The sequence below is a fragment of the Rivularia sp. PCC 7116 genome (assembly GCF_000316665.1).
Lineage (GTDB): Bacteria > Cyanobacteriota > Cyanobacteriia > Cyanobacteriales > Nostocaceae > Rivularia.
In genome coordinates this window covers 7,753,466-7,769,390 of sequence record NC_019678.1, presented here as the reverse complement: position 1 = coordinate 7,769,390, position 15,925 = coordinate 7,753,466, and the positions used below count along the sequence as shown (strand labels likewise).

The following is a 15,925-nucleotide window of genomic DNA, read 5'->3' as shown; positions in this document are numbered from 1 at the left end:
TCCTCACACAAGAAATAAAATATATCGGGATCGGTTTGATTTTGAACAAGTTTAAGTAACGCACCAATTACTTAATAACGAAGCGTTGCTAACGATAATTTTGGAACAGTTAAGAATTATTTTCAATTATTCCAAATTACATTACACCAAATCAGGGCTTAAAGTCTTATTCGGAAAGAACTATTTCTTATCCCAAAGGTACTTTTTTCTCTTTCCCTAGATAAATTCGCGGACAAATACCGAATTTTTTGCGAAAAGCCGCACTAAAAGACGGTAAGCTAGCATAACCAACCTTATGAGCCACTTGAGTTACACCCATTTGAGTATCTGTAAGTAACAGTCTGGCTTGCTCCATGCGATAATCGTGTAAATATCCGAAAGCAGTAGTACCAAAACAAGCACGAAATCCTTGCTTGAGTTTCCGCTGATTTAAACCAACCTGACGAGCTAATTCTGGTAATGAAGGGGGATTCTCAAATTGAGCGCGTAAAATTTCTTTAGCTTGGTGAATTCGCTCAACGTCATTGGCTCTAATAACCTCGGACGAATCATATTGAGAATTATCCTCGGAAACAACTTCTTGCAAACGCATAGCAATTAATTCTAATGCTTTAGCTTCTAAATAAATTTGTCTAGTCGCACCTTGATAGGGACAATTTAAAATTTGATGCAAACAAAGCTGCATTTGAGGTGTTGTTTTACCGGAATTAAAATAAAATTTTTCGTCTTTTCCTTGCAAAAGCTGATTTAATTCGCAAGGAGTTTTTTGATTATAATCGCTTAAATAACTTCCCAAAGTTAATGGTTCAATATGTATATCAACCTTGAGAATTTGGGTATTTGCAGACCATTCTTGAGTTCCACTTAAACAAGGTCCGATCGCAAAGAAATTGTCACCAGCTTGATGATAGTTTCCATCTACTAACTGACGCTTTCCTTGGATATGAAAAGCAAATTCAGGTAAAAACTTTTGAGACGAAATAGTTTCAAAAATATTATCTAAAAATTTCAACTCATGAATATAAATAGATATACCAGAACGCAAAAAAATTTGTTTTTGATAACCCTTGCCTAGATTATTAGCAAAACTCCAAATGCGTTCGTGCTTATTTAAAGATTGCTGCTTATCTTCTTGCCAAAACTCTTGCCAATTATGGCTTGAGACAGTAATTGTCATGTTAATTTTATATATTCGGATATTATCTAAATGTTAAAAAAAGAAATTTTATCAAGACGTAGCAATGCTACGTCTCTACATTCGGTGGTACCTTGACAAAACTGATAATAATACGATTGATTCAATTACTTTTTTTTAGTGGCTATAGCCAACTTCGCACCCTTAACCAATCGTACTTTATCCATCACAGCGACAATTTTCCCGTGATTCACCCCTTCATCTGCATTCAATACCACCATCAAAGGTTGTTCGGGTTTAACTTTTGCTTTTACCCCGGCTTCCAATTTATCTAAAGTAATCGGTTCCTTATTTAGAAACAATTCACCAGCTTTATCTACAGTTAAGGTAACTCGTGCTGGTTGAGCTGCTTTTTTAGCGGAAGATGCTTGGGGTAAATTGACTGGCAATCCTTCTTGACGAGTTAAAAACAGCGTTGACATCACAAAAAATGTCAAAATCGCGAATATCACATCAATCATCGGCACAATATTAATCTGTGCTGGTGCATCTGCTTCATCTGGTAGACGCATAATTTTTCATTCCTCGTTCGTAATTACGACGGTAAAGCAATTCTAATTCTCCACCGTATTCTTGAATTAATGCCATTTGTCTTTGGTACATTGCCCGAAATGCATTGGCAAACATTAACGTGAAAATTGCCACAACCAAACCTGCAGCCGTGGAAACCAGCGCTTCACTAATACCACCCGTTACATTCGCTGTTTGAGAACCTCCCACATCACCAAGATCCAAAGAAGCGAACGAACCAATTAATCCTAATACAGTACCGAGAAGACCTAATAATGGCGCGAGAGAAATTATAGTATCAAATATATTTTGGAAGCGTTTGAGTAAAGGTATCTCAGCTTGGGCTTCACTTTCTAATGCCAAACGAAACTCTTCTGGAGTGGGTTCTTCTAATTCCAAAGCAGTAAGAAACATCCGGGCTATAGGTAAATCTGCGTTCTTCCGCAATCCATCTATTGCACCCACAACATTATTGCGACGATAGAGATTTAAGACATCTCGCACTACCTTAGTCTGACGGTTATTTATCTTTAGCCAAAAACTTATCCTCTCGACAATCAGCCCCAAAGCCAACACCGAAAACCCCAGCAGTGGTATCATCACTACCCCACCTGCCGAGAATAGATTATTTATTCCCATTTGTAGCTCTCAAATGCATTAATGAAAGTTGCTGCTATCGCCTACAGACGCAGATGATAGTAGTTATCAAATCAACTTAGAACAATTGATAATAAATGTCAATCATCTAAAAGTATTGAAAATCAACAAAAATTAAGTCTACATAGATTTTTACTTATTCAATAAGCGTGATAGAAGCTAGGATTAAGAATACTTAAAGTCTTGAAAGCTTATATTATCAGTGGTTATAGCATTCTCTAGATTAGTTAAATACTTGCTATTAGCAATGTAATCTAAACTGCAATTTAAGGATTATTTAAATTTATAACTGCAACACTTTATTAAGTAATAATTACGAAAAATTGATTGACTTTTACACTTAATTATCTTAGACTAAGCAATTAATGCAAATCTATATCAATTACTTTTAAACTATGAGCTTTGCAAGTACAGCGCTACGACAGCGGGAAAGAGAATCGAAAGCTCTAAGAATCTTTTTAGCTTGTAGTTTAGCTAGCTCCTTAATATTTCATCTAGCGTTGTTGGCTTCGGGGATTGGTAAATATTTATTAAACAGAGTGCCTGATATTGAGGATGAGTCAGTTGAGATTACTTTGCTCGATACTCCTATTGAAGAAATTGAACCAAAACCAAAAGAAGAAGTAAAGCCAAAGCCCAAGCCAGAACCGAAAAAGATAGAGCCGAAACTAGAAAAACCAGAGCCAATACCCAAGCCAAAGCCGGAGATTAAACAACCAACTATTGACACGAGTCAATTCAAACCCGACTTAAACACCACTCCTAGTCAGTCTCGAATTAGTGGTGGAAGTCCAGCTTCATCTTTAACCAAACCGATACCAGCACAAAGCAGAATTACTCAAGCACCACCCGTAGTAAAACAGCCCATTCCTAAAGCAGATCCACTTCCCAAACCAAACTTTAAACCATTTAAAGAATTTAAACCAATTGAACCAATATCACCTGTTTTACCTTCTGCTCCTCCCGTAGCCGTTAGGGAAAAGCCAGTTATTCCAGAACAAAAACCAATACCCGAACCCGAACCAGAGATAAGAACACCACGGGATTTTTCCACTCCCGTCACCCCTCCGATAGAACCACCCAAACCTGACGAAGATTTAAAAAAATTACTCGCACAGGAAAGAGATTCTAGAAGAACACCACGGGATTTTTCCACTCCCGTCACCCCTCCGATAGAACCACCCAAACCCGACGAAGATTTAGAAAAATTACTCGCACAGGAAAGAGATTCTAGAAGAACAGCGCGGAGTTTTTCGACTCCCGTCGAACCAGAAGCACCAGCAGTCAAACCAGACGAAGGTTTAAAAGATTTGCTTGCACAAGAAAGGGATTCTAGAAGAACAGCACGAAGTTTGCCAAATCCGGTGACTCCTCCGATGGAACCGCCAGCATCAACTCCACAAGATAGTGGAGAGTTAAGAAATACTCTTTCGGGAATTAGAGAAAGCCGAGATACCAATATTAGTAGCAATAATACAGCACCATCTTTACCCGATACTTCTAATATTGGCGAAAGTAGTGATGATGCTCCAAGAAGAAGAAGACGTATTATGGGGGGCGGCAATGTTGCAGCTGCACCTACTAATACTACCGATAATGGAAGTGGTAACGGTTTGGGCGACGGTAGTGGTGATTCAATTGGTGACGGTGATGGAAATGCAGCTTGTGTTAGATGCAATAGAAGTTATCCATCTTGGGCTAGAAATAGAGGAATTCAAGGAAGCATAACGGTATCTGTGGATGCTGATGCTCAAGGTAATGTTACTAATGTGCGGTTGATTAGTGGTAGCGGAAACGATAGATTAGATAAACACCATTTGAAAATAGCACGTAGATGGAAACTAAAAAGTAGTTCTAATGGTAGACCAGGAGTGACTATTATTACTAGATATGAGCTTCAATAATGAAGACTATTTTCATGAAATATATTAGTGAGAAATTTTTTAACAATCCCCAATTAATTTCTCACTTAACTGATACTTTCGGTTAAAGGCTGCAAAAAGAGTTTTGTAGCAATTTAAAAGATTAAAGCAATAACGAATATATTAGATTTTTGCAAATAGCTTTAGGAAGTTTGAGAGAATTAGATACACAGTTAATCATTGCTAGTCGAGTTAATTTAGCACCACCTAATCTTTTTATTCCAATCATGAAAGAGGTTGATGGAATGCAAAGAATTATGGTAGCTACACGGTTAGGTTAGAAGTTAAATAAATCTTCTAACTTCTCATAGGATACAAGCCTTGCCATTTATGAGAAAACTGCATTGCGGAGGTTCCCCTCCGTTGAAGCAAGTGTCCGTTGGCGGTTATTATTTGGGAACTGTACGAGCTGCTTCCAAACTTTTTACCCTCTTTCTTCTTTCTTCTTCCCTCTTCCTTCGCAATGACTGATAGTATTGTATAAGTTGACATTGAATATTCCTATCTGGTATTTCCTTTTGGTGTGTTAGATTAGAAAATTGCTCGTCAAAAACACTTTCGCTGCTTCGAGTACTTCACTTTTGCAGCAACTAAAACTGTCAATCCTCACTAAAATCCAATATTTTGATGCTACACTCATTACAATTTTTACCGATTATTTTATTGTTTTGCCTTTGGATAATACTTGATGTAAGGATTTTTGGGTAAAATATTCCCAAAGGTTCATTTCGGTAATCTCCTATATCTTTAATTCAAATAATCAAATTGTTGGCGATCGCCAACAATTTGATATAGAAAATTTAATCTCCAGATGTGGTTTGTGCATCTGCAAATCAAAAGACTTCTGAATCTTCTGTATCTTCAATATCTTCAACTAATAATACTCGAAAAGAAATAGTTGAAGCACAAGGATGGGTGGCAATACCGATCGGTTAAGAGGATCTCCTCCCTAACCCTCCTTAAAAATGAGGGAACTTAGCCCCCAATTTAGCGGGGGTTTGGGGGGGATATAACCATTGTGTCTGATTCCTTAACCGAGCAGTATTGGGATGGGTGGTTAATGCAGAAGTACCAGAAGCTGTAGCTAATTCTGGGGAAATATCTCAAGCTTTTTGTCAGAGCAATATTTGATCGGGGGGGAGAGGGGGAAGAAAGAATTATTACTGCTCACTGCTCACTGTTTCTCACACAATTCTTCAAACCAAGCTTTAATTTCTGTTGGTAATGCAGTGAAACGAAGCCGAAAATAATTTTGATTTTCGTCCAATATTTTGATTATTTTACCGTAGAGATGCTGCTGATTTAATTGCTCGTTTTCTACTGCTAATTGTATCTGAAGATTGCTAAACACTTTTAAAGAATTTTTTGTAATTAATTCAGCACTTTCTAATGACAGTTTAACAAAATAACCTTCAAATTCTGATTCTGAAATATGCTTACCTTCAGAAATTCGATATTTTACAGGAATTTTTTTTTCTAATACCATTAAAGAGTCTTTCTCCGAAGGTAAAAATAAATTATATTGACCACCAATTCCCCCAACTTCAAAAATTGAAATTGGCTCGGTGAATCCTTTGGGCTGTACCTGCATTTCTCCAGAGAGTTGAATAATTTCTCCTACGGTATCTACCGTTTCTTGAGAGACAAGTATTTGTCCACCTACGGTATAAGTTTCAATTCTTGCTGCCAGGTTAACGTTGCTTCCCATTACGGTATACTTAGCACGGGCTTTTGAGCCAATACTTCCGGCAAGTACTTCCCCGCAATGAATACCAATACCCATTTCTAACGGTGGTAGCTTCATTTGTGCTAGTTTTTGGTTGATTCCATCCATAGCTAACTGCATGGCAACAGCACAAGTTACCGCGCGTTGGGCGTTATCTGCAAAAGACACCGGCGCACCGAACATGACAAAGATGCCATCGCCCATAAAATCGTTAATTGTACCTTTGTAATTGTTGATAATATCGGTCATTTCCGCCAAATACAGGTTAATAATCTCTACAACTTTTTCTGGAGAAACCTGTTCCGACATTGCGGAAAATCCCCTCAAATCCGAGACTAAAATTGTCACATTTTTCTTTTCTCCGCCAATTTTTAACCCTTCTGGTGTTTCCAATAAACTTGCAACTACCTCATCTGTTAAGTAGCGTCCAAAAGTTTGACGCATGGTTGATGTATCGCGAGCCACAATTGCCGTAACGGTAATTGCAGAGCCAAATAAAGATAATAATCCCGGTATAACCGGAATCCACCAAGCCCCTACCAAGAAAGCTAAATAACTTCCACCTACTAAGCCAATCGCAAAAAGTAAAATCAGAAAAGTAGCAGAATAAGTTGAAACAGTTTGTTTCCTGTAGCGCTGCTTCCAACTGAAAATTGCTCCGATAAATGACCATGTAAAAATCCACAGATGCTCATAAGTATCTGACCATATTTGAATTTGCGGACGACCTTCTAATGCCATACTTATTAATTGACTGGCAATGTCCCCGTGAAGTGTAACTCCACTAACTCTCTTGCGATAAGGGGTATAAAAGAAGTCATCTAAACTTGCCGCAGTTGGACCAATTAAAACAATGCGATCGCGAACAAATTCGGGGGGCATTTTCCCTGCTAAGACTTGACTCATCGAGATTGTAGGGAATTCAGAGCGGAGGTTGCGAAAGTTAGCTAAAATCTGATAGCCACCGATATCATTTCCCACGTAGCCGCCATCGGATTTATCTAATTCAACTAAAATACCTTTACCGAGTTTGAGCTTTTCAGCTTCTTCCCCCACAAATTCTGGATAAATATCTTTGGTTTCAAGATAGCTAACAGCAACCTGGGTTCCTAAACCTAAGATAGTTTCCCCATCTTCCGAATCAATAGATAATAAATTTCGTCTAACTTTACCGTCTTGGTCTATAACTATATCAGAAGCGCCTACCTGTCCCAATTCCTTTAACTTTGGTGGTGGATTGACAAAGGTAGAAGCACTACCCGTCATCTTCTGAATTCCAAATAAATTAGGTGTGGATGCAAAAATTTCTTCAAGCTGCTTAAATCCCGGCTCTACAGGTAAATCGCGATAAATATCAAGTCCAATAACTGATGGTTGATGTTGTTTGATGATTGATAATAACTTCGCTAGCTTCTCATCTGATAAAGGATATCCCAGCTTTTGTATATCCGATTCGTTCATCTCAACGATCGTAATGCGCGAATCAACCGCTTCCGAGGAGCGCAAACGAAAAAACTGATCCCAAGCTGCTAACTCCAAAGGTTGTAGCAATCCAGCCAAGCGCAATCCAATCAACAAAACACCAACGCTAGGAGAAGCAATTAAAACACCACGCCACTGCCATATTAGCTGTTTGAGCTTCACCCACATGAATAAACTTCCGTTCGTGCGCTACTGTTTCAGGGTTCCCAAAATTAATTGATAACTAACACTAAATTGGAGATTGGGCATAGCAAATATTAGGAGTAGCGAGTAAAGGATGATGAAGTACCCGACACCTTGTAAGGGTGCGGCTACATAAACTAAGCCCACCTGCGTGGGCTACTATTCCCTTGTGGAAGATTACCTATAACGTAGGTTGGAACGAAGTGAAACCCAACCTACAAATTTTCGGTAATCTTAGAGCGGGATAGGAGTAAGATTTTTAGCCCACGCAGGTGGGCTTGGCAGTATTAGCCCCAGGCTTCTAGCCTGCGGGCGCATAATTGGGATGCTTCAGTAAAAACCGTTATCTAACTCAATTACTTCTGATGGTAGTTGGTTTCGCTAACAATGCTGTTTATGCAAGTCTCTCAAATTTGACTTCTAATACCACCGTGTAGGATCAAATCTTTAATTTGAATTCTCACACTCCACAGTTTTCTAATTAACTTGTTTAATTGCTTCCCAGCCTCCGGGCTGGGAATTATTATTGGCAAGGCTCCGATTTGTAAATATTAGGACTTACGCAATTGTCACAATACCAGGCTGGTGCGTGACACTGAAAACATTGTTATACCAATTCTGTATGAGGCTGCGCTTAATCGCCCATGTCCTTACGGACACGCTCCGCTAACAGCCTGGAAGGCTGGGGCTACTGAAACTAAGCCCGCCTACGCGGGCTAAATTAGGCGCATCTTTATAAAGAAATGGTATTACTACGTTCACAGTTACTCAAAGTGTCACAGCACCCTACAACAAAATGTGCCGGTTGCCTAAGTCCTAAATATATTAAAACCTTACCCCCTTAGCTAAGAATTTAATTTTGTAGTTAATATTTGCGGTGCGTTAAAACTAGCGTTTATAACGCACCCTACGAACTTATTACTCCTCTGCCGCTCTAAAACTACCTATAAAAATTCCTTTTTTTCTACCCCCTCTCCCCCTCTCCCCCTCTCCTTATTCCCAAACAATTCCCCTAAATCGCTTCTTTAAAGGCTATAACAGAAATCAAGTTTAAGTAAAAAATAAGACAAGTTTTTAAAAATAAATGCGGTTACTATATAAAATTTTTACCAATTGCAAGATAATTCTTGTTTATTTGTCTTTCAGGAAATTCTTGAGAGGCTTTAGTTTAGGGCTAATATTTACTTTACTAAGCATCACCCTAACTAATTTAAATTTTCCTTTAGGATCGCAGGTATTAAATATTGCAGCGGTTCAAGCGAAAGAAGTCTCAACAGAAGCACTAGTACAAGCAGGAAAACAATATTATCAAGCAGGAAAGTTTGCAGAAGCTGTAGCAAAATGGCAGCAAGCTCAACAAATTTATAATTCTCAAGGTGATGCTCTTAATCAAAGTGCGGTGCTGAGTAATTTGGCTTTGGCATATCAACAGCTAGGAAAAATAGAGCCAGCTAATCAAACTATAGAAAATAGTCTGAACTTACTAAATAATCTAGATTCTTTACCAGCAAAGTCTTTACAAGCTGCTGCTTTAAATATCCAAGGTAGTCTTTTACTATCCCAAGGAAAAACCCAACAAGCGCTGGATATCTGGGTAAATGCTGGCAAAAATTATCAAAAAGTAGACAATAATGTTGGCTACATCCGCAGTTTAATCAATCAATCCCAGGCTTTGAAAGCATTAGGGCTTTATCCCCGCGCTAAAGCTACTTTAGAACAAGTCAATCAAAGCTTGCAAAAACAACCGCCATCTTTAATCAAAGCAGCTAGTTTACTTAATTTTGGCGATACTCTGCGATTAATGGGAGATTTGAAAACATCTGAGAAAGTTTTACAGCAAAGTTTGGCTATCGCAGAAAAATTAGATTCGCAAAGAGATATCGCTGCGGCATTACTTAGTTTAGGTAATAATGCTCGCGATAGAGAATCTCCCGAAGAAGCTTTTAAATATTATCAACGAGCGATTATTGCATCAACATCTCCAATTAACAAAGTTCAGGTGCAGTTGAATCAATTGCGTTTGTTAATAGATATGCAAAAATGGCAGCAAGCGAATGCATTGATACCGCAAATAGAAACTTTAATTGAAAGCTTACCTCCTTCTCGTACAGCAGTATATACAAAAGTCAACTTTGTCCAAAGCTTAGAAAAAATTAAAGAGAATAATAGAGGAAATGATTATCTTGCCAAACTTCTCGCAAAAGCGATTCGAGAAGCTAAAACCATCGGAGATTCACGAGCAGAATCTTATGCTGTGGGTTATTTGGGAGAAGTTTACGAAAAAACAGGGCAGCTATCGGAAGCACAGAAACTCACCGAAAAAGCATTGGTATTAGCTCAAACAAGCAACGCTAACGATATTGCTTATCGCTGGCAATGGCAATTAGGAAGATTATTAAAAAAGCAAAATCACACAGAAAAAGCTATATCCGCATACAGTGAGGCTGTCAATACTTTAAGCACAATTCGTAACGATTTAGTTTCTAGTAATGTTAATATTCAGTTTTCTTTTCGCGAAAGTGTCGAACCAGTTTACCGGGAATTAGTTAGTTTATTGCTTCAACCCGATAAGACAGAAAATAAATCTGTTAAACAAACTGCACAAACAAATCAAAACAATCTCAAAAAAGCGCGTCAAGTAATAGAATCTTTGCAGCTAGCAGAATTAGACAATTATTTTCGAGAAGCCTGCTTAACTAATAGTCCCACACAAATAGACAAAATAGACCCGCAAGCAGCAGTTATTTATCCAATTATTTTAGCAGACCGTTTAGAAGTTGTTCTTTCCTTACCCAACCAAACTTTACGTCATTACAGCAGCCAAATTCCTCAAAGCGAACTAGAAACAATTATAAAAAAAATGCGGCGCTCTCTCAGACGCACATCTTTGAAAAAAGAACGTTTCGCGATCGCGCAAAAATTATACGATTTACTCATCAAGCCAGCAGAAACAGAATTGCAGTCAAACGACATCAAAACCCTAGCTTTTGTACTCGATGGTTCGATGAAAAATCTACCAATGGCGGCACTTTATGATGGTCAACAATACTTAATAGAAAAGTACAATTTAGCACTAACACCAGGACTACAATTATTTGCGACTCGACCTTTAGAAAACAAAGATTTGAAACTATTAGTAGCAGGCTTGAGCGAATCTCGACAAGGATTTACTCCCCTTCCTGGAGTCAAAACCGAAATTAATCAAATTAAATCTAAAATTTCTTCCCAGGTACTTTTCAATCAAGAATTTACCACCAAAGCTATAGAAAAAAAAATCGGTAATACCCCCTTTCCCGTTGTACATTTAGCAACCCACGGACAATTTAGTTCCAGCGCCAAAGACACCTTTGTTCTCACCTGGGATAACCGCGTAAATGTTAAACAATTAGGTGAATTACTGCAAAAGAGAGATACAAACAGCAACAATCCCATCGAACTATTAGTTTTAAGCGCTTGTCAAACAGCACAAGGAGATAAAAGAGCAGCATTAGGACTTGCAGGTGTAGCAGTTAGATCCGGCGCACGCAGTACTCTAGCTAGTTTGTGGGCTGTTGATGATAACTCAACTTCAGCATTCATGGTGGAATTTTACAAGCAATTGGCACAATCAAACATTTCTAAAGCAGAAGCATTACGTCAAGCTCAAATTTCATTAATTAAACAAAAAAGATTTAAGCATCCATTTTATTGGGCACCGTTTGTGCTTGTTGGTAATTGGCTTTAGTGAGAGAGGGGGAAGAGGGGGAAGCTGATAAATAAGAAACCGGTTTTTTTTGGGCTTCTTGAGAATAGTGCAAGATGTTAAACAAATAATTCCAAATTCTGTTAGTACTCTCTCGATTTTGGGAACTATATTTTATATAGCTATATAGCAAAAAAGTTTAAGATGAATAGAATAAAACATTGCTTAGTGCTTAGTGCAGCCACCCTGTTGCTTCAATGTGCTTTAATTCCTGCTTCAACAACACAAGTTCAAGCACAGGATGCAACTCCCAAGAAAACGACTTCTGCTGGTAAGCGCTCAAATGTAGCATTTAAATCTCGCAAAGGTGAGCGAGCGCCTAAAAACGCAGTTGGAGGTGGTAGACGGAATAACGGTATGTGCGAACAATCGGGGGTTGCAGATTCGATTGGAGTTCAGGTAAAAAGCATTGACAAGAATTTAGTTCCATTATTACCATCCTCTAAATTAGGCTTAACGGCATCTTCTCATCCGAGTTTCATGGTGTATGTGCCTGCAACTTCAGCCAAAGCCTTAGAATTTACTTTAGAAAATGAAGAAGGAGAAGGAATTTATCAAACAGAGGTAAATATAGATAAGGCTCCAGGGATTATTAGTTTTACTTTGCCAAAAACAGAAGCAGCCTTAGAAAAAGATAAAGATTATCGATTTGTAGTGTCGATGATTTGTCAGCAAGCTGGTCCCAAAAACCCCTTTACAGAAGGATTGGTGCGTCGAATTTCCCTCGATTCTGCAATAGCAAATCAACTGAATAAACCACAATCTTTAGAACAAGTAATACTTTACAGCGAATCAGGATATTGGTTTGAGGCGATAGAAAATCTTGCTGCACTTAAACGTTCTCAACCAAATGATTTAGAAGTTGCTGCGGCTTGGGAAAACTTACTGGCATCTGTTGGTTTGGATGGAATAGCTAAGGCTGAATTACAAAATTAATTTTAAGGCGTTGCTGATTAAAAGTATGAACAGCCCGCCAACCCCCAATTCTGGGGGAGAAATATATTTTAAAGTCCCTCAAACTTGGGGGATTTAGGGGATTGCTATTAAACACCCAATGGCGGCAAAAAGCCCGCAGACTACAAGCCTGGGGCTAATACTACCAAGCCCGACGACCTGGGCTACTAAGATTCTTAGCCCAGGTCGTCGGGCTTCGTTTATGTAGCCGCACCCTTGCAGGGTGTCGGGTAAAATGTTTGTTCCGGCATCGGGATGCTCCCTGTTTGAAGCCTTAATATTGTATATTTATAAACAATGTTTCAAACAAAAAATCAAAATCCTTGCATAGCAACGAGTTTGGGGTTTGAAAAATTTGTTCTATAGCGAATAGACTTATGACATGGTGTTGCCACTACAAGCGCCACCTTGTAACCATAATAAATTAGCCATCTATCAGTTATCAGAATTATTTACTTTTAAACTTCAAGCTTAAACTTATTCTCTCTCTTTTTAATATCAATTAGTTTTTTATTTAGTTGTTCGTCTGTTTACATAAGTTTTTGTTACTTACTGCAAAAATATTTTATTAACATTAATAAAAATAGTTATTCTAAATACCAATTAAATTAATAAATATAGCAAATTATATGTAAGTATTTTTATATTTTATTTTGTAGTTTATCAATTGAAATAAGAGGAAGATTAAATATATGTACAAAATATTACTTACATATAACTCTACACGTATATATTTTTATACTATTTATTTTTCTTAAAAGACTTGAATAATTTTAAGTTAATGTTATCAAATTAACTTTTTATTTTCTAGAAGTTGCAAACAAAAATTGCAGATAAACTATTAAAAAAAGTTTAATATATTATTGTTCTTATTGCTTTGTTGGGAATATAATATAATTATTAGGGTGATAAATGCTAAAAAAAATAAATTTTTAACATGCTGCGGCAACCTTTCAAATTGCAGTACAAAGGTTTATCTACCATACGCCCCTTATAGACAATAAGCAATTATGCTTCCTGTATTCCAAGGTTAAATCAAACCTAAGTAAGTAATGCAGGAGATAAGCACCTTTTTGCATTCCATTCCAAGTTATTGATGGTAATGAACAATAGCATCACAGATACAGCACTCAAAGCAGCAATAAAAGCAATTGCTGACACTTCTGCTACAACGCTAGAAAAAATAGAGATGCTGATTGAGGTAGCACAAGGTTTTGTCAAAAAGCCTAAAACTGCTCAAGATTTGTATAATGCCGTTACGCTATACGATGAAGCTCTGGGGTTATGCGGTAACAATCATCCTCTTTACCAAGCTCGCGCTCTGATTGGTAAAGGTGGAGCATTACAAGCTATTCCCGAAGAAAATCCAGAGTTGCTTGTACAGGCTAAAACAGCATACGAACATGCTCTATCTATACTTGAAGAATTAGCTTCACCCGAAGAGACGGCAGAAGCACAAATGAATTTAGGTTTAGTGCTGCAATCATTAGCTTCATCTAACATGGCTCGGATGACTGATAGCATTCAAGCTTATCAAGAAGCCCTACAGGTTTTTACTTGGGAAAAATATCCGCAGGAATATGCAATTTTACACAACAATATTGCGATCGCATATCTTTCAATGTCTGGGGGTTCGCAGCAGCAGTACTTGTTTGAAGGCTTAGCGGTGCAGTCATTTGAGGTGGCTTTGAAGCGCATTAACCTCATCGAGCATCCCAGAGAATATGCAATGTTGCAAAACAATTTAGGTAATGCTTTGCAATATTTACCTTCTTCTCATCCCTTTGAGAACAATTCGCGGGCTGTTTCGGCTTATGACGAAGCTTTGAAAGTGCGTAATCCTAAAAATACTCCCATCGAATACGCCAACACCATAGCAAATAAAGCCAACGCCTTAATTAACTTACCAGACAAACTAAGCAAGCCCGAAGCTGGGAATCAGCAAAATCTCTTGAAAGCGCGTGATTACTATCAGCAAGCTTTGGAAATATTTACTCAAAACGGACAGATTTCACAAGCTCAGGCAGTATCTCAGGTATTGGGAGAATTGGGTATAGGTAATGGGTAGTTGGTAATTGGTAATTGGGCATTGGGCATTGGTAATTGGTAATGAAATAAATCATTAACTTTAATAAATGTGTTCTAAGAAATTCAAAATCTATAATCTAAAAACAAATGGCTGACATTTTAACGAATTACGACTTAAGCGGAATGGTAACTAGTTTAATGACTGGTGAATTAAATTTACTGACAGGTATTATATGGTTTTTTGTCGCAACAATAGTATCAATGATTGGTGGTGCTGTTGGTGGAATGCTGTTAGCAGGAGAGGAATTAGGATATAATTTTGCTGCTATTTTAGGTGGATTATTTGGTCCTGCGGGAGTTATCCCCGGTGCAATTTTAGGACTAATAGTATTAAATTTATTAAGTAGTTTCTAGGAGTAATTATGTTAGAAATAGGTTGGTTTTCCGCAAAATTGTTCTTCAAAGGGAAGTTAATGCGCGATGCGATGTATTTCGTCAAACAAACATCAATTGGCATTAGCATAACTTTCGGAATAATGTTTTGTTTGGCACAGACTACAATTCCTTTTTGGGTACCAGTATTCTTATCTAGCTTTGTCGGTGGCGTATTTATGCCATTTTTACTCAAAGATTTAAAAATGAAATGAGTTAGTTGTTAGTAGATAGTTGTTAGTGGATAGTTGTTAGTGGCTATTGATATTATACTAATAGTTTACAGATTACTAAGAATAGAGAATATTAATAATTGAGACTCAGTAATTTTCAATTAATGATTAGCTATATCAGTTATTACTTGAATTGGCTTAGCGAATTAAAGATGATAATCCGATTTCTATAAAATAACAACTAAACACCAACAACTAACAACTATCCACTAACAACTAAATTTTATGACAAGCATTAAAGAATTAGTAGAAGAAATCAACCGCTTTGAAGCAATAATATCAGAGTGGGATGAAAGTCAGAGATGTGTTGCATCAGGTTTAAAGCGAGCAATTGAGGATTTGCATAAAGAAGCTTTAACTCGAATGATTAAAAGCCTCAAGGAAGATTCGATGCCAGCTTTAAAAAATGCTGTCAAAGATGAAGTGGTGTATGGATTACTTGTTTATCATGAATTAGTTAAACCACCGACAGCAACTTTAATTGAAAGAGTTAAAACCGCTCTTGATGAAATTCGTCCGAGCTTACAAACTCATTCCGGTGATGTGGAACTAGTAGGTGTCAAGGAATCAGATACTGTAGAAGTTAAACTGATTGGAACTTGTGGCAATTGTCCATCTTCTACATTGACTTTATCACAATTAGTTGAAACAGCAATTAAAGAATATTGTCCGGAAATAAAATACGTTAAAGCAGTCAAATGATTTTTAACAAGAGATGCACTTGTTTTATATTTTTGATTGTAAAAATCTATCTTGTGCATTAATTTTATATTTTGGATAACTTAATTATTTTACAGTCCTCTTTAGAGGACTTTTGCTATTAGATAGGGATTTGCAATCCCTGGTAGGTTGTTAATTTTA

At 37.4% G+C, this 15,925-nt stretch carries 11 protein-coding genes and 1 pseudogene; 8 read left to right on the top strand and 4 right to left on the bottom strand.

Translation table 11 applies throughout. The features are described from left to right. Positions 1 to 187 precede the first annotated feature (187 nt). The 3 genes from RIV7116_RS29805 to RIV7116_RS29795 form a co-directional block, all read right to left on the bottom strand. On the bottom strand, positions 188 to 1,177 hold the full coding sequence (locus RIV7116_RS29805; RefSeq protein WP_015122064.1) for a helix-turn-helix transcriptional regulator: 990 nt from the start codon (positions 1,175 to 1,177) through the stop codon (positions 188 to 190). Between the two features lie 125 nt (positions 1,178 to 1,302). Continuing rightward, positions 1,303 to 1,707, bottom strand: coding sequence for a biopolymer transporter ExbD (locus RIV7116_RS29800; RefSeq protein ID WP_015122063.1), 405 nt, complete (start codon positions 1,705 to 1,707; stop codon positions 1,303 to 1,305). After that, the gene (locus RIV7116_RS29795; RefSeq protein ID WP_015122062.1) at positions 1,691 to 2,344 is read right to left on the bottom strand and encodes a MotA/TolQ/ExbB proton channel family protein; all 654 of its coding nucleotides are present in this window, start codon (positions 2,342 to 2,344) and stop codon (positions 1,691 to 1,693) included. The genes RIV7116_RS29800 and RIV7116_RS29795 overlap by 17 nt, the downstream gene beginning before the upstream one ends. A gap of 413 nt (positions 2,345 to 2,757) precedes the next feature. Here RIV7116_RS29795 and RIV7116_RS34335 point away from each other — a divergent pair, with 413 nt between their 5' ends. Further along, positions 2,758 to 4,266, top strand: coding sequence for an energy transducer TonB (locus RIV7116_RS34335; RefSeq protein WP_015122061.1), 1,509 nt, complete (start codon positions 2,758 to 2,760; stop codon positions 4,264 to 4,266). 125 nt (positions 4,267 to 4,391) lie between these two features. Then, positions 4,392 to 4,565: pseudogene (locus RIV7116_RS35375) on the top strand (four helix bundle protein); the annotation flags it as partial. Between the two features lie 893 nt (positions 4,566 to 5,458). Here RIV7116_RS35375 and RIV7116_RS29780 read toward each other — a convergent pair. Then, positions 5,459 to 7,660, bottom strand: coding sequence for a CHASE2 domain-containing protein (locus tag RIV7116_RS29780; RefSeq protein WP_015122059.1), 2,202 nt, complete (start codon positions 7,658 to 7,660; stop codon positions 5,459 to 5,461). Between the two features lie 1,150 nt (positions 7,661 to 8,810). On the opposite strand from RIV7116_RS29780, the gene RIV7116_RS29775 reads away from it, so the two are divergent. From RIV7116_RS29775 to RIV7116_RS29750, 6 genes are all read left to right on the top strand, one after another. Then, positions 8,811 to 11,399, top strand: coding sequence for a CHAT domain-containing protein (locus RIV7116_RS29775; RefSeq protein WP_232435735.1), 2,589 nt, complete (start codon positions 8,811 to 8,813; stop codon positions 11,397 to 11,399). A 162-nt stretch (positions 11,400 to 11,561) separates the two neighbouring features. Continuing rightward, positions 11,562 to 12,353, top strand: coding sequence for a DUF928 domain-containing protein (locus RIV7116_RS34330; protein WP_015122057.1), 792 nt, complete (start codon positions 11,562 to 11,564; stop codon positions 12,351 to 12,353). 1,120 nt (positions 12,354 to 13,473) lie between these two features. Then, on the top strand, positions 13,474 to 14,439 hold the full coding sequence (locus tag RIV7116_RS29765) for a hypothetical protein (protein ID WP_015122056.1): 966 nt from the start codon (positions 13,474 to 13,476) through the stop codon (positions 14,437 to 14,439). Positions 14,440 to 14,546: 107 nt separating this feature from the next. Next, on the top strand, positions 14,547 to 14,813 hold the full coding sequence (locus RIV7116_RS29760; RefSeq protein ID WP_015122055.1) for a hypothetical protein: 267 nt from the start codon (positions 14,547 to 14,549) through the stop codon (positions 14,811 to 14,813). 8 nt (positions 14,814 to 14,821) lie between these two features. After that, a complete protein-coding gene (locus tag RIV7116_RS29755; protein ID WP_015122054.1) occupies positions 14,822 to 15,046 on the top strand; it encodes a hypothetical protein in 225 nt (74 codons plus the stop codon). Positions 15,047 to 15,289: 243 nt separating this feature from the next. Continuing rightward, positions 15,290 to 15,766: a NifU family protein gene (locus RIV7116_RS29750; protein ID WP_015122053.1), complete on the top strand. Its 477-nt coding sequence runs from the start codon at positions 15,290 to 15,292 to the stop codon at positions 15,764 to 15,766. Positions 15,767 to 15,925 lie beyond the last annotated feature (159 nt).